Consider the following 15132-nt stretch of genomic DNA (forward strand, 5'->3'; position numbering starts at 1 on the left):
GGATTGCCCGGCTCCATTCTTTCTCCAGGGCTCACGCCTAGGTCCGGACCGAACCCGAACGTCGTTGTCGTAGGTCGGTAGCCGCCCAGCCGGTGCTTTGACCCGACCCGATCGCCTGCCTCTTCCCCGTGTGGGCGAAGGCTGCGACGACGGTCCGAGGCCGGCAGCGACGGACATACAGCTTCTGGTTGCAACTTTCCCGCGCTAGTTGTTGTTCTGCGTGGGGGAGGCGCCGGTCTGGCGTGTCGGTGCATGAGATACTTAACCGACTTCGTCAGGGGGCTCCTCAGGCCGGGCAAACTGGCGGAGGCATCGGCCGCGAGCACAGGCGGGACGGGCGAGGCGACGGATTTCCAGCTTCTCGCCGAGCACAGCCTGGATGTCATCTTCAACGTCCGACCGGATGGGACCGTCCGATACGTCTCGCCCTCGGCAGCGGAGCTGTTTGGCTGGACACCCCAGGAGATTGTCGGACGTTCCGCCAAGGAGCTGACCGCGCCCGAGGATCGGTGGATCGTCCAGGACGCGATCCGGACCTTGCTCGCCCGGCAAACGGATCGTCTGACAACCGTCGCCCGCTCCCTGAGGAGGGACGGGTCGGTCTTCTGGGCGGAGGTCACCGCGCGGATGGTGTGGGACGAAGCCGCGCAGCGCCCTACCGATACGGTGCTGGTCCTCCGGGATGTCACGCGCCGGGTTGAGCTGGAGCAGCAGCTGGCCGAACTGGCGCGGAAGGACGGGCTGACCGGCCTGGCGAACCGCCGGGCCTTCGACGAGGCCTTCGAGGCGGAGTGGCAGCGCACGATCCGGGAGAACGCGATGATGTCGCTGCTCCTGCTCGACGTCGACCACTTCAAGGCCTTCAACGACCACTACGGGCACCAGGTCGGCGACGACTGCCTGCGCGCTGTCGCGGCGGTCGTCGGCAGCTCGGTCCGCCGCCCCGCCGATCTGGCGGCCCGCTATGGCGGCGAAGAGATCGCGGTCATCCTTCCCCGGACGGGAGCGGATGGCGCGGCCGCGGTTGCGGAGCAGATCCGCGCTGCGATCCAGTCACTCGGCGTCCCGCACGCCGGCAATCCGGAGGGCGGAGGGCAGGTGACGGCAAGTATCGGGGCCGCAACGGCGCTTTCCCGCATCGGTGGCACCATGTCGATGCCGGGCAGTCTGCTCGCGGCGGCGGATGCCGCTCTCTACAAGGCGAAGGCCGGCGGGCGGAACCGCGTGGAGACGACCCTCCTCCTGGCCCCGGCAGGCAGCTAGGACCGAACTGACCCGATTCCGCGCGCCTCCGGTGCCCGGCGCCCGGCGCGAAGCGGATGGCTAGGGCGCCCGGAGCACCTCCCGGTTCACCACCGCGTCCGGGTCCGGCCGCCCGGCCAGGAAATCCAGCACGTTGCCAGCCGCGTCCCAGGCCATGCGCTGCAGCCCTTCGGCGGTGCTGGCCGCGACGTGTGGGGTCACGACGAGGTTTGGGCTCGCGAGGAGGGGTGGCGGCTCGGCCATCGGTTCCACGCGCAGCACGTCCAGCCCGGCGCCGCCGAGATGCCCGGCGGAGAGGGCTGCCGCGAGGGCATCCTCGTCCACCAGCGTGCCGCGGGCGGTGTTGATGAGGACGGCGCCCGGCTTCATCGCCGCCAGGAAAGCGGCATCCACCATGCCGCGCGTGGCGTCGCTCGCGGGCAGGTGGAGCGAGACGATGTCGGCGCGGCCGAGGGCGGGAACCAGGTCCTTCTCCACGACGTAGCCCGCGCCGCGGATGGTGCCCGCGGGCAGGAAGGGATCGTGGACCGAGACCTGCATCCCGAAGGCGGCGCAGAGCCGCGCCACGCGGGTGCCGATGCGGCCGAAGCCCAGCAGCAGCACGCGCCGGCCGCCCAGCTCGAAAGCTCGGGACTGTCCCTGCACGCGCCAGTGGCCGGCGCGCACCCCGGCATCCACCGGCACCACCTGCCGGGCCACGGCGAGCATCAGCATCAACGCGTGCTCCGCCACCGAGGCCGCGTTGGCTTCCGGCGTGATCATCACGGCCACGTTGCGCGCGGTGCAGCCCGGCACGTCCACCAGGTCGTAGCCGACACCATGGCGGCAGACCATGCGGAGGCGGGGCGCCATGTCCAGCAGCGCCTGGTCCACCCGCGTGCCGCGGACGATGAGGGCCTCCACCTCTCGCAGCCGCTCGGCGAGGGTGGCTCCGGCTGGGGCGCCGGGATGGTCCAGCATCAGGCCGGGCGCGGCCTGGAGCCGGGCGATGCCGTCGGGGTGGATGGGATCGAGGACGGCGACGTGGCGCATTCGGGACCTGTCAGTTCGCGGAGGACCAGGGCGTGCGGTCGTAGAGAGCCTTCGTGTTCTGGGCCTCCTTCAGCACGTCAGCCTTGTACTCGGCACCGAGCAGAGGGCGTAGCGGCAGGTTGAGGCGCTCGGCCTCTGCCAGGAAGGCGGGGTCCGTCAGGATGGCGCGGAAGGCGGAGACCAGCCGCTCCGCGATCTCGCCCGGAAGGCCCGGCGGCGCAACGAAGCCACGGGCGGAGCCGCCCAATACGTCCACGCCCTGCTCTCGGAAGGTCGGCACTTCCGCCATGGCGGACCAGCGGGCGGGAGCGGCCTGGCCGAGGCAGCGCGTACGGCCTTCCCGGAGCAGGGAGAGCCCCTCACTGTCATTGTAGGAGGCCACGTCGAGCTGCCCGCCCAGCAGGTCCCGCACGGCCAGCGCCGTGCCGTTGTAGGGGACGTGCAGCGCCTTCGCCCCGGTCGCCTGCTGGAAGGCGAGGAGAAGAAGATGGTCGTCGGAAGCCGTGCCGGCGGCTGTACCGACCGAGACCGCCTCGGGCCGCTTTGCCATGGCCTCGCGCAGGTCTGCGATGGATTTCAGGGGTGAGTCCGCGCGCACCCAGAAGGCGCCAGGATCGTCCACCACGTTGGCGAGGTAGGTGAACTCCTCCGTGCGCCAGCGCACGCTGCGCTCCAACGGATGGGTGATAAAGCTGAGCGTCGCGACCGTGCCCAGCGTGAAGCCGTCCGGCCGCGCGGCGAAGACCGCCTCGTTCCCGATCTGCCCGCCGGCGCCGGCCCGGTTCGTGACGACGAAGGTCGCGCCGGGCAGCTGCTGTGGCAGGTACTTCGTCATAAGCCGCCCGACGATGTCGATGCCGCCGCCGGGTGGGTAGGGGACGATGATCTCGATCGCCCGGCCTGCGGGCCAGCCGCCCTGGGCAAGCGCGGCACGGGCAAGGGCCGACGCGCCCGCGGAGGCGGCAAGGGCAACCAGGGCGCGGCGGCCGGGCGTGGGGACGGAGCGTTGGGCCATGGAGTTCTCCCTGCGGCGCTCGCCTGGCCGCTTGCGCCCTGTTTCGGCTCCTCCCGCCGCCTCGGCAAGTCCCGCTGCGCCGCGCGTCCTGCTATCCTGGCTCGCTCTACCCAGGAGCGCCGCCTTGCCCCAGCCCAAGCCCGCCAAGCAGCGCGCCGACGCCGCCCTCGTGGAGCGCGGCCTGGCCGAGAGCCGCACGCGGGCGCAGGCGCTGATCCTGGCCGGCAAGGTGTTCAGCGGCGAGCGGCGCATCGACAAGCCCGGCCAGGAGCTAAGGGAGGGCGAGCCGCTGGAGGTGCGGGGCCAGGACCACCCCTGGGTCAGCCGGGGCGGGCTGAAGCTGGCCCATGGGCTGGAGGCCTTCGGGCTGAAGCCCGAGGGCCGGGTCTGCATTGATGTCGGCGCCTCGACCGGAGGCTTCACCCACGTGCTGCTGCACCACGGCGCGGCCCGGGTCTATGCCGTGGATGTCGGCCACGGGCAGCTGGCCTGGACTCTCCGCAACGATCCCCGCGTGGTGGTGCTGGAGCGCGTGAATGCCCGTTACCTGGAGCCCGCCCAGGTGCCCGAGCCGGTGGGGGCAGTGGTCTGCGACGCCTCGTTCATCGGCCTGTCCACGGTGCTTCCGGCTGCCCTCTCCATGGCCGCGCCCGGTGCCTTCGCCGTGGCGCTGATCAAACCTCAGTTCGAGGCCGGGCCGGGGATGGTGGGTAAGGGGGGTGTGGTGCGGGACCCGAACGTGCACCGCGCCGTCTGCGCGAAGGTGAGGACCTGGTGGTCGGGACTGCCGGGATGGAGCGTGCTGGGCATCGAGGAGAGCCCGATCACCGGGCCGGAGGGCAACAGGGAATTTCTGATCGGGGCTCGGAAGCAAGGCTGAGAGGGGCGGCCGCAGGTCAGGCCGCCACGCCCTCGGGGGTCTCACCGCGCCTCTCCCGGGAGGCGCGTAATCCTATCCTCCCTTAGCCGCAGCTCTCCGCGGCTTCGGCACCTTCAGAAAGACGCCCCGCCAGGGCCCAGACACGTGCTGGGTCCATGCGGACCTCAGGGTCGTTCAGGAGACGGTCGAGTTCCTCAAGGGCCGTCTCCTTCTCCGCTTCCGTCATTGCCAACCTCGTCGTCTTGCGGTGCAGCATTCCCGGAAACGAGGGAGTCGGGCCAGAGGTTTCCCGAACGATCCCGGTTCTGTGAAACCGGTTACGACTTCATGGCGTGGAAACGAGGGCCGGAAGAAGGGCCGGTTCCCGGCTGTGCGGGCGGGCCGGGTTGCGGAAGCGCAGCTCTCCCTCGGGCGCCGCGTCAGGCGGTGCCATCCCGAACAGCTCCATGCGGGAGGCGCAGGATACCGCTGAGACGCGCCGCGCCTCCGGGGTGGTAAGGAAGCGGCGTACGGCCCCTTCCAGATCCCGCCTCTCGCGCAGCCCACGCCACTCCTGGCGCCCGAGGTCATCAAGGAACATCGCAAGTATTCCCGCCCGCTGCCCGCCCAGCCGCGAGGCAGCGGAGACCATCCGGCGGCACACCGCCTTGGCGATGTCGCTCGCCTGCCCGGCGCGGGCCGCGAGGACGAGCATGTTGCCGCTGCCCTGCTGCGCCACCGCGAGCTGCGCCTCGGGCCCGAACAGGGCACGTAGCGCCTGGGCCGGTACGGCCACCTGCGCGCCGGCCAGCACCAGCGGGTCCAGCTTCAGGACGGCAGCGGTGTTGGAGTCCTGCCGGCGCCGGTCCCGCAGCATCTCCATGATCCGGCGCTGCAGGGCCGGACCGTCGAGCGCATCTCCGCCCAGGCCGTCCGGCAGCGTCATCTTGAGCACGTAGCGGCCGGGATGAGCGGCGAGCCAGGTCTGAAGGTCGGGGTTGATGCCGTCCACGAAGGTGCACCAGTCGCCCCGGAGGAGGGGACGACCTTCCTCGGCCGAGAGGGCCTCGCAGACCACCTCCGCCTCCGTCCCGCCGTTCGAGATCAGGAGGTCGTGGGGCGTACCCTCAGCCAGCCCGGTGAAGCGCACCTCAAAGCCGCGCTCCCGGTGAAGCGCGGCGACACGAAGGAGGTGGAAGAGGGGGATGAGGTTCGCCTCGCCCGTCAGCCCCGCGAGGACCAGGGCGCGGAGCCGCTGGCGGGGCTCGGCCGGAAGGGTATCGGCCAGGCGTGCCGCCGTCTGCGCGAGGGCCAGCAATTCGCGCTCCGGCTTGCTTGCTCCCGCCATGGCCTCCGCGGTGGAGAGGCGCTGGAGAGTCAATTCCAGCGCGTGGCGTTCCTGGACGGCCCGGCCCGTGAGGCTCGCGCCACGGGCGCGGCGGCCGATCTCGGCCATCCGCGTGTCCCATTGCTGGACCCCGGCCAGGCCAAGGAACCCGTCGAGAGGTGCGGCAGCAGGGGGGCTGGCTTCGGCAGTCGTGGCAGGACTCGGCATGGGGCACCTCGCGCCCCGTCTGATTAACCGAGTGAAGCAGTCGGATAAAGAAAGTCGCCGTTCAGTTTCTCGGGAGCCGGGTAGACATCGGCCCATCCGGCACCTGCGCCCGGTGGCGCAGCAGGGCGTCGGCCAGAGCGCAAGCCATCATTGCCTCGCCCACCGGGACGGCCCGGATGCCCACGCAGGGGTCGTGACGGCCCTTCGTCACCAACTCCCGCTCCGCCCCGCTCCGGTCCACGGTGCGGCGGGGCACCAGGATGGACGAGGTCGGCTTCACCGCAAACCGGGCGACGATCGGCTGGCTCGTCGAGATGCCGCCGAGGATGCCGCCCGCGTGGTTGGCCAGGAAGTCCACCGTTCCATCGGGAGCCATCCGCATCTCGTCGGCATTCTCCTCGCCGGTGAGGGCTGCGGAGGCGAAGCCGTCGCCGATTTCCACGCCCTTCACGGCGTTGATGGACATGAGGGCGGCGGCGATCTCCGCGTCCAGCTTGCCGTAAAGGGGGGCGCCCAGCCCCGGCGGCAGCCCTTCGGCCACCACCTCCACAACCGCGCCGACGGAGGAACCGGCCTTGCGCAGGGTAAGGAGCCGTTCCTCCCAGCGCGCGGCGGCGGCGCGGTCGGGGCAGAAGAAGGGGTTCTCATCCACTGCCGCCCAGTCCCAGCCCGCCCGGTCCACCGCGTCCCCGCCCATGGCGACCAGCGCGCCGCGAATGGTGACGCCCGCGCCCAGCACACGGCGCGCGACCGCCCCGGCGGCCACGCGCACCGCGGTTTCCCGCGCGGAGGAGCGGCCCCCGCCACGATAGTCCCGCACCCCGTACTTCAGATGATAGGTGAGGTCCGCATGGCCTGGGCGGAAGCTCTCGGCTATTTCGCCGTAGTCGCGCGAGCGCTGGTCTTTATTCTCAATAATCAGAGAGATAGGCGTTCCAGTTGTCACGCCCTCGAAGGTGCCGGACAGGATGCGGACCTCGTCCGGCTCCTGCCGCTGCGTCACGAACTTGGATTGGCCGGGCCGGCGGCGATCCAGGAACGGCTGAATGTCCGCCTCGGTCAGCGGCAGGCCCGGCGGGCAGCCATCGACCACCCCGCCGATCGCTGGCCCGTGGCTCTCACCCCAGCTGGTGACGCGAAAGAGGTGGCCGAAGGTGTTGTGGGACATCAGCCCTTCTCGATGGCTATGTCCGGCGCCTCGGGGTGCTTCATGCCCACGATGTGGTAGCCGCAGTCCACGTGGTGGACCTCGCCGGTCACCCCGCCCGAGAGGGGGGAGAGGAAGTAGAGGCCGGCGCCGCCCACCTCCTCCAGCCCGACATTGCGGCGCATGGGGGAATTGTACTGGTTCCACTTCAGAATGTAGCGGAAGTCGCCGATGCCGCTGGCGGCCAGCGTCTTGATGGGCCCGGCGGAGATGGCGTTCACACGGATCCCGGAATCGCCGAGGTCGGCCGCCATGTAGCGCACGCTCGCCTCCAGCGCGGCCTTGGCCACGCCCATGACGTTGTAGTGCGGCGTCCAGCGCTCGGCGCCGAGGTAGGAGAGGGTGAGGAGCGACCCGCCCGGCTTCATCATCGCCGCGGCCCGGCGGGAGACGGAGACGAAAGAGTAGCAGGAGATGTCCAGCGCCTGGAGGAATGCCTCCTTCGGCGTGTCCAGGTAGCGGCCGCGCAGGTACTGCTTATCCGCAAATCCAATGGCATGGACGAGGAAGTCGATCCCGTCCCACCGCTCCGCGACCTTCGCGAAGGCGGCGTCCACCGCCGCCTCGTCCGAGACGTCGCAGGGGATGAGCAGGTCGGAGCCGACGGAGGCGGCGAGGGGCCTGACGCGCTTCTCCAGCGCCTCACCCTGATAGGTGAAGGCAACTTCCGCCCCCTGCGCCGCCACCGCCTGCGCGATGGCCCAGGCGATGGAGCGGTCGTTTGCCACGCCCATGACGATGCCGCGGCGACCCTTCATCAGGTCGCCCTTCATCGGCAGCACGGGAGCGCCGGCCACGGTTTCGGCGTCATCCATGGGGTGTCCTCCACGCGCGGGGGCATCGGTTGCGACGGGGGCGGAGGGGTGGCACACCGGATGGAACGGAACAAGGGGCCGAACGCATGAGCCTGACCACCGAGGTCCCCGCCGGAGAGGCCAGCGCCGCCGGCATTCCCGACGCCCGGGAGCCCTACGGCCTGTTCGAGGCCTGGTTCGCCGAGGCGACGGCCGGGGAGCCCAACGACCCCAACGCCATGTGCCTCTCCACGGCGACGCCAGAGGGCCGGCCTTCCTCCCGCATGGTGCTGCTCAAGGGGCGGGACGAGCGGGGCTTCGTTTTCTACACGAACGAGGAGAGCCGGAAAGGCGGGGAGCTTTTCGCCAATCCGCAGGCCGCCCTCCTGTTCCACTGGAAGTCGCTGCGCCGGCAGGTGCGGGTGGAAGGGCGGGTGGAGCGGGTGACGGAAGCGGAATCGGACGCGTATTTCGCATCGCGTGCCCGAGGCTCCCGCCTCGCCGCCGCGGCCTCGGACCAGTCCCGCCCGCTGCCCTCCCGTGCCGTTTTCGAGGCTCGGATCAGGGAGCTGGACGCCACCTGCCCCGGCGACGCCATCGTCCGCCCCCCACATTGGGGCGGCTTCCGGGTGATCCCGGCGGCGATGGAGTTCTGGCAGGACATGCCCTTCCGCATGCATGACCGGCTGGTGTTCGAGCGCGACGAGGAGGGCTGGCGCACCACGCGGCTCTACCCTTGAGCATTCCGGCCGCCCAGGCCAGGGCGGCGGCGCTGCTGTCCCGACTTACGGGCGGGGCAGGGCCGGTGGAGACCCATATCTCCGCCGTTTTCATCGGCCCGGACCGGGTGCTGAAGCTGAAGAAGGCTGTGAGTCTCGGCTTCCTCGACTTCACCACCGCCGAGGCGCGGCACCGGTTCGCGGCGCGGGAACTGGAGATCAACGCCTCCGCCGCGCCGGAGCTGTACCGGGCCCTTCACGGCATCACCGCCGCCGCCGACCGGCTGGTGGGCCCGGAAGACCCCTCGGCCACGGAGTGGGCGCTGGAGATGGCGCCGGTGCCGCCGGAGGACTTCCTGGACGCCGTGGCGGCGCGGGGCGGAATCGACGAGGCGCTGCAGGACGCGCTGGGCGCGATGGCCGTCTCCCTTCGCGCCGCCTACCCTCGGGCGGCGGGGCCCATTGAACCCGAAGCTGCCTTCCGGGCCGTCCTGCGCGGCAATGCGCGCGCGGCGGTCGGCGCCGGGCTGGATCCCGCCCGCGTCGTTGCTTGGCGCCGTACGGCCGGGCGGCTGCTGCGGCGCCTGGCCCCGCTGCTGCGGGCGCGGGCGGCGGAGGGGCAGTTGCGCCGGTGCCATGGCGACCTGCACCTTGGCAACGTGCTGCTCTGGGAGGGCCGCCCCGTGCCGTTCGACGCGCTGGAGTTCGACGAGGCGCTGGCGACGATCGACACGGGCTACGACCTGGCGTTCCTGATCGCCGACCTGCTGCACCGCTGCGGGCGCCCCGCCGCCTGCCGCGTGCTGTCCCGCGCCGTCGCGCTGGGAGGCGACGCCGGCGCCGTCGGGGCGCTGCCGCTCTGGCTCTCCACCCGCGCCATGATCCGCGCCCATTGCTTGGCGCGCATGGCCGGGCAGGGGGAGGGGGCGCAGGCCTTCCTGACGGAGGCGGAAGCCTATCTGCTGCCCCCGCCACCGCGCATCGTCGCCGTCGGCGGGTTGCAAGGCACGGGCAAGACGCGGCTGGCCCGGGCGCTTGCCGCCCGCTTCGGGGCCGCACCCGGCGCGCTGCACCTGCGGAGCGACGAGATCCGAAAGCGCCTCGCCGGAGTGCCGCCGGAAACGCCGCTGCCGCCCGGAGCCTATACGCCCGAAGCGAGCACCGCGGTGCACGAGGCGCTTTTCGCGCAGGCCCGCGCCGCGCTGCGCGGCGGGCACTCCGTCGTGGCCGACGCCGCCTTCCTGGACCCGGAGCGCCGCGCGGGGATCGAGGCCGTGGCGCGGGAGGCGGGCGTGCCCTTCACCGGCCTCTGGCTCGAGGCGCCGCTGGAGGTTCTGCGCGGCCGCATCGCGGCGCGGCGGGGTGATGCATCCGACGCGACGGTGGCGGTGCTGGAATACGCCGCCTCGAAGCCCTTGGGCGGTGTGACCTGGCACCGCCTGGACGCCTCCGGCGACCCCCTGGCGGCGGCGCTTGCGGTCGCCCACCTGCAATCATGCTAGACCGGACTGCGCCGTGCCGGATTCGGCGGGGCGCGGAGGAGGGGGTGACGCCTCCTTCCCCGGATCACGACGGAGTTCCGCCATGGCCTACCGCCGCATCCTCCTGCCCCTGACCGGCACATCGGCCGGCGAGGCCGCGCTCCAGACCGCGGTGATGACCGCGCGCATATGGCACAGCCACGTCCACTGCCTTCACGTGCGCGTGGACGCGCGAGACGTGGCCCCGCTGGCGGGCGAGGGCCTGTCCGGTGCCATGATCGAGGAGATGATGGCCGCGACGGAGCGCGAATCCGGGGACCGCGCCCAGCGCGTCCAGTCCCTGTTCGAGCGCTTCGTGACGGACAAGGACGTGGTCCTCGCGAGTTCCGCCGAGGCCGCCGAGAAGGCTGATTCGGCCACCCTCTCCTTCGCCTCCGTCGCGGGGCGCGAGGAGGACCTGGTGGCCCAGCAGTCGCGCCTCTACGATCTCGCCGTGGTGCCGCACCCCGATTCGAAGGAGGATGTCTCCTCCTCGGACGCGCTGCACGCCGTGCTGTTCGACAGCGGCCGCCCGGTGGTGATCGCCCCGCGTCTGCCGCCGGAGACGATCGGCACCCGCGTCTGCATCGCCTGGAACGGCACGGCCGAGAGCGCCGCGGCCGTGGCCGCCGCCCTTCCCTGGCTGCACCGGGCCGAGGCCGTGCAGGTGCTTCACAGCAAGGATTACCAGCGGCGCGGGCCGGACGTTCAGGGGATCCTCGCCTATCTCCGCTGGCACAGCATCACGGCGGTGCCGCAGGAGTTCTCCCCCGTCACGCGGGAGGTTGGCGCGGGGCTGCTGGGCGCGGCGCGGGACTTCGGCGCCGATCTGCTCTGCATGGGCGCCTACAGCCACTCCCGCATCCGCCAGCTCATCCTCGGCGGCGTCACGCGGCACGTGCTGGAGAACTCCGACATGCCGGTGATGATGTGCCGGTGAACTAGGGCGGTCCGCCCCGGGGGTTGGAAGCCCAGGGGCGGGAACCCGGGGGGTGGGGGACCGCTTCCCCGGGACTAGGAGGCGGCCTCGATCTCCTCGCGCCGCATCTCCAGCTCCAGCCAGCGCTCTTCCGCCTTCGCCAGCGCGTCCTGGCGCCCGGCGAGGAGCTCGCTGGCCTTAGCGAAGCGGGCGGGGTCGCGGGCGTAGAGCTGCGGGTCCGCGAGGATCTCGTTCAGCTTCGCCACCTCCGCGTTCAGCTTCTCCATCTCGCCCGGCAGGGTCTTCAGCGCCTGCATCTCCGCCATGCTCAGGCGCGGCCGGGACGCGGAAGGCGGCGCGCTGGCGCTGGCCGCCCGCCTCGGCGCGGCGGTGGGTGCAGGGGCCGAGGCGCGGGCCCGCACCCCGTGGCCGCGCTGCGCCACCATGTCCGAGTAGCCGCCCGCATAGTCCTGCCAGCGCCCATCGCCCTCGTAGGCGATAACGCTCGTCGCCACGCGGTCCAGGAAGTCGCGGTCGTGGCTCACTACCATCACCGTGCCCGGGTAGTCCGCGATCATCTCCTGCAGGAGGTCGAGCGTCTCGAGGTCGAGGTCGTTCGTCGGCTCGTCAAGCACCAGCAGGTTGCTCGGCCGCGCCATGGCGCGCGCCAGCATCACCCGCGCCCGCTCCCCGCCCGAGAGCACGCCCAGGGGCGTGCGCGCCTGCTCCGGCAGGAAGAGGAACTCCTTCATGTACCCGACAACGTGGCGCGGCGCGCCGCCGACATGCACCATGTCGCCGCGCCCCTCCGTCAGCGCGTCCGACAGCGTCATGGAATCATCCAGGCTCGCCCGGCGCTGGTCCAGCGTGACCATCTCGATCCCCGTGCCCAGCCGCACCTCGCCGGAATCAGGTGCGAGAACGCCCGTGAGCATGTTCAGCAGCGTCGTCTTGCCCGCCCCGTTCGGCCCGACGATGCCCACCCGGTCTCCGCGCAGGATCCGGGTGGAAAAGTCGCGCACCACGGCGCGCCCGCCATACGTCTTGGAAATCCCTTCCGCCGCGACGACGAGCGTGCCCGAGCCGTCCGCCTCGCTCGCCGCCATCCGCACGCCGCCCTGCGGCCCGCGGCGCTGCCGGTGCTTCTCCCGCAAGTCCTGCAGCTCGCCCACGCGGCGCATGTTGCGCTTGCGCCGGGCGGTGACGCCGTAGCGCAGCCAGTGCTCCTCCCGCACGATCTGGCGGGCGAGCTTGTGGTGCTCGCGCTCCTCCTCCTCCAGGACCTGGTCGCGCCAGGCCTCGAAATGCGCGAAGCCCTGCTCCAGCCGCCGCGTCGTGCCGCGGTCCAGCCAGACCATGGCGCGGGAAAGCGATTCCAGGAAACGCCTGTCGTGGCTGATGAGGACGAGGGCGGCCCGCATCCCCGCCAACTCTGACTCGAGCCACTCGATCGCCGGCAGATCGAGGTGGTTCGTCGGCTCGTCCAGCAGCAGGATGTCCGGGGAGGGGGCAAGAACCGCCGCCAGCGCCGCACGCCGGGCCTCACCGCCCGAGAGCCGGGCCGGCTCTTCCTCGCCGGTAAGGCCGAGCTGTTCCAGCAGGTAGCGGGCCCGGTAGGGATCGTCCCCCGGCCCGAGCGCTGCCTCCACGTAGGAGAGCGTGCTGGCATGTCCGGAGAGGTCCGGCTCCTGCGGCAGGTAGCGCAACGTGGTGCCAGGCTGGAGGAAGCGCGTGCCGGACTCGGGCGCCACTAGACCTGCCGCGACCTTCAGCAGCGTGGACTTGCCGGAGCCGTTGCGCCCGACAAGGGCCAACCTCTCGCCCGGACCAACGGCAAGGCCGGCGTCGCGCAGCAGGGGGGTCTGGCCGAAGCCTTGGCGGATGTCCTGAAGGAGAAGGATGGGGGGTGCCATGGCCGGCATATGGCATTCCCGGCGCTTCCTGGCACGGGCGTAACGTCACACGCGCTGCGCGAGAAGTTTCTAGCTTCCCGCAATTGTGATGTTATACCTGCGCCGCCGTCAGGATCCCGCCGCCCAGAATGGTGCGGCAATGGGTTGTTAAGGCCTGGCAGGCAGGCTGGGGACATGCCGATCCACATCCCGCGCCGATCCGCCCTGGGCCTCCTCGCCGGAGCCGCGGCAGCCGCGATGAGCGGCGGCACCGCCGTCGCGTCCGAGGATGCGCGTGCCTGGGTAGCCTTCAAGGCCCGCTTCCTCTCGCCGGAAGGGCGGGTGGTGGACAACGGCAACGCCAACCAGTCCCACTCCGAGGGGCAGGGCTGGGGCCTCTCCCTGGCGGAGCACTTCGACGACCGCCCCGCCTTCGACCGGATGCTGACCTGGACGCGGCGGAATCTGCGGCGCGATTCCGACCATCTGCACTCCTGGCGCTGGCTGCCGGACCGTATCCCGGCGGTTCAGGACACCAACAACGCGACCGACGGAGACCTGTTCATTGCCAGTGCCCTTCTGAAAGGCGGCCGCCGCTGGTCAGACCCGGCGCTGACGGAGGAGGGCACCGCAGTGGCGCGGGACGTGCTGCGGCTGCTGGTCCGCCGTGCCGCGGGGAACCTCGTGCTGCTGCCTGGCGCCCGCGGCTTCGAACACCGGACACATGTGGTGCTGAACCCGTCCTACTACTCCTACCCCGCCATCGCGGCGGTCGCGGAGGCGGTTCCCGACCCGGCCTGGCTCCGGGTGGCGGGCGATGGGCTCAGGCTGCTGCGCTCGGCCCGTTTCGGCCGCTGGGGCCTCTCGCCGGACTGGCTCTCCGTTTCCCGGCTGGACGGGAAAGTGTCCCCGGCCCCGGGCTGGCCGGCCCGCTTCTCCTACGATGCGGTGCGCGTGCCGCTCTGGCTCGCCTGGGCCGGCCTCTCGGACGAGGCGGCGGTCGGCGCGCCGCTGAACTTCTGGTCGGATGCAAGCCTGCGCCAAATGCCGGCCTGGGCGGACCTGTCGAACGACAGCGTTGCTCCCTATGCGGCGGGGCCGGGCGTCCGGGAGATCGGGCGCTTCGCCGCCCTCCAGCGCGGCTTCCGTTGGGACCGCTGGGGCCAGGAAGCCGTTCAACCAGACCGTGATTATTATGACACAGCTCTTGCGCTCCTCGCACGTATGGGAACAGCAGAGCGTCAGGCACGTCTCTAAAACCACTAGGGTTGGCGAAAAAATAAGATACAAGTCGCCCGAGGACAGCGCCCCGATTCCGGCGCTGCTGTGAGTGGGGTGGTGGGATGGCTCAGGACACAGACGTTGCCCGGATGGCAGCAGCGCTGAGGACGCCGTCCATGCGTTACCGGAGCTTCGGCAACGAGGCTGTCCGCAACCCCATCCCGCAGACGCCGCCCCAGCAGGCCGAGGAGCAGGCCTTCAGCGTCCTCGGCGATGCGCTGGCCGGGGTGGAGGACCTGCCGCCCGATGCCGTGATGGGCGGTGCCGCGCCGGTCCCGACCGAAGCGCCGATGCTGCCGGTCCGGGACTCCTATCCGACCTATCCGATTGGGATTGCCGAGCCCCTGGCGCCAGATCCCTACGCCGCGCTGGAGATGGCGCCGCCCCCGCCTGTTCCGCCCGAGCCGCCGCAACCCGTTCCTGTGCTGCCCGCCGCGCAGCCGATGGCCGTCGTGCCGTCCGGGGTGCCTGCGGCCCCCGCATACCAGCAGGCGGTTCCGGCGGCCCCACCCATTCCGGCGCCGCAACCTGCTCCGCTGCCCCCTGCGCCGCGCCCTGTGGCCGTTGCGCCGGAGCCGCCCGCCTCCAGCCTTCTTCAGGTGCTGCTCGGCGGTCCTGTCCAGCCGCAGCCGGTGCCGCCGCCCGTGCCCGAGCCCGTGCCGGTGCCTGTCGCGCCCGTTGCGCCTGCCGCCCCGGTGCAGGTCGCGCCCGTGCAGCCCCCCGCGCAGCCGCTCGCGGATCGCGCGCCCCCACCGGTGCCCGTCGTCCCGCAGGCCGCGGCCCCGCTGATTATGCCAATGCTCACCGCGCTTCCGGCGGCGTCCTGGCCGCCGGCCGGCTTCGCCGGCGGGACCGGCTCCTCCCTGCTGGACACGCTGATGGGCGTGGGTGCTGGCTCGTCCGCGGGAACGATCCACTACCCCTTGCTGGATGCGCTCGGGGATGCGATGCGCGGCACCGCGGGTGAGCCATCGCCGCGCCATTGGCCCGCCGCGCGGGTGGATATAGCGCTGCCGGAGCTCCTCCGGCGCATCGCCACCGGTGTCCGTTTCGCCCGCAGTGCCGCCTGAGTTCAG

The 15132-nt window shown here is 71.6% G+C and carries 13 protein-coding genes; 7 read left to right on the top strand and 6 right to left on the bottom strand.

Annotation, left to right across the window (positions count from 1 at the left end; translation table 11 throughout):
* The first annotated feature begins 252 nt into the window (after positions 1-252).
* On the top strand, positions 253-1263 hold the full coding sequence (locus NRP21_RS10610; protein ID WP_257716169.1) for a sensor domain-containing diguanylate cyclase: 1011 nt from the start codon (positions 253-255) through the stop codon (positions 1261-1263).
* 60 nt (positions 1264-1323) lie between these two features.
* Here NRP21_RS10610 and NRP21_RS10615 read toward each other — a convergent pair whose 3' ends face one another.
* Both NRP21_RS10615 and NRP21_RS10620 read right to left on the bottom strand, forming a co-directional pair.
* A complete protein-coding gene (locus tag NRP21_RS10615; RefSeq protein ID WP_257716170.1) occupies positions 1324-2295 on the bottom strand; it encodes a hydroxyacid dehydrogenase in 972 nt (323 codons plus the stop codon).
* A 10-nt stretch (positions 2296-2305) separates the two neighbouring features.
* Positions 2306-3310, bottom strand: coding sequence for a tripartite tricarboxylate transporter substrate binding protein (locus NRP21_RS10620; RefSeq protein ID WP_257716171.1), 1005 nt, complete (start codon positions 3308-3310; stop codon positions 2306-2308).
* 124 nt (positions 3311-3434) lie between these two features.
* Between NRP21_RS10620 and NRP21_RS10625 the strand changes: the two genes are divergently transcribed.
* A complete protein-coding gene (locus NRP21_RS10625) occupies positions 3435-4190 on the top strand; it encodes a TlyA family RNA methyltransferase (RefSeq protein ID WP_257716172.1) in 756 nt (251 codons plus the stop codon).
* A gap of 325 nt (positions 4191-4515) precedes the next feature.
* On the opposite strand, the gene NRP21_RS10630 is transcribed toward NRP21_RS10625, so the two are convergent.
* From NRP21_RS10630 to fabI, 3 genes are all read right to left on the bottom strand, one after another.
* Positions 4516-5625 carry a hypothetical protein gene (locus NRP21_RS10630; protein WP_257716173.1) on the bottom strand — a complete coding sequence of 370 codons (1110 nt, stop codon included), beginning with the start codon at positions 5623-5625 and terminating at the stop codon, positions 4516-4518.
* Between the two features lie 160 nt (positions 5626-5785).
* Entirely contained in the window at positions 5786-6892 is a 1107-nt protein-coding gene (gene aroC / locus NRP21_RS10635; RefSeq protein WP_257716174.1) for a chorismate synthase, read from the bottom strand.
* Positions 6892-7746: an enoyl-ACP reductase FabI gene (fabI, locus tag NRP21_RS10640; RefSeq protein ID WP_257716175.1), complete on the bottom strand. Its 855-nt coding sequence runs from the start codon at positions 7744-7746 to the stop codon at positions 6892-6894. The genes aroC and fabI overlap by 1 nt, the downstream gene beginning before the upstream one ends.
* Positions 7747-7832: 86 nt before the next feature.
* Here fabI and pdxH point away from each other — a divergent pair, with 86 nt between their 5' ends.
* The 3 genes from pdxH (at position 7833) to NRP21_RS10655 (ending at position 10904) form a co-directional block, all read left to right on the top strand.
* The gene (pdxH, locus tag NRP21_RS10645) at positions 7833-8465 is read left to right on the top strand and encodes a pyridoxamine 5'-phosphate oxidase (protein ID WP_257716176.1); all 633 of its coding nucleotides are present in this window, start codon (positions 7833-7835) and stop codon (positions 8463-8465) included.
* Positions 8462-9946 (top strand): bifunctional aminoglycoside phosphotransferase/ATP-binding protein, encoded by a 1485-nt coding sequence (locus NRP21_RS10650; RefSeq protein ID WP_257716177.1) that lies wholly within the window; start codon positions 8462-8464, stop codon positions 9944-9946. Before pdxH ends, NRP21_RS10650 begins: the two co-directional genes overlap by 4 nt.
* A gap of 82 nt (positions 9947-10028) precedes the next feature.
* The gene (locus tag NRP21_RS10655; RefSeq protein ID WP_257716178.1) at positions 10029-10904 is read left to right on the top strand and encodes a universal stress protein; all 876 of its coding nucleotides are present in this window, start codon (positions 10029-10031) and stop codon (positions 10902-10904) included.
* 74 nt (positions 10905-10978) lie between these two features.
* Here NRP21_RS10655 and NRP21_RS10660 read toward each other — a convergent pair whose 3' ends face one another.
* Complete coding sequence (locus NRP21_RS10660; RefSeq protein ID WP_257716179.1) at positions 10979-12796, bottom strand: ABC-F family ATP-binding cassette domain-containing protein; 1818 nt, start codon at positions 12794-12796, stop codon at positions 10979-10981.
* A 174-nt stretch (positions 12797-12970) separates the two neighbouring features.
* Here NRP21_RS10660 and NRP21_RS10665 point away from each other — a divergent pair, with 174 nt between their 5' ends.
* Together NRP21_RS10665 and NRP21_RS10670 are read left to right on the top strand one after the other, a co-directional pair.
* Positions 12971-14032, top strand: coding sequence for a glycosyl hydrolase family 8 (locus NRP21_RS10665; protein ID WP_257716180.1), 1062 nt, complete (start codon positions 12971-12973; stop codon positions 14030-14032).
* A 140-nt stretch (positions 14033-14172) separates the two neighbouring features.
* Entirely contained in the window at positions 14173-15126 is a 954-nt protein-coding gene (locus NRP21_RS10670; protein ID WP_257716181.1) for a hypothetical protein, read from the top strand.
* The last annotated feature ends 6 nt before the right edge of the window (positions 15127-15132 follow it).

The sequence above is a fragment of the Roseomonas populi genome, from assembly GCF_024594815.1.
Classification (GTDB): domain Bacteria; phylum Pseudomonadota; class Alphaproteobacteria; order Acetobacterales; family Acetobacteraceae; genus Roseomonas; species Roseomonas populi.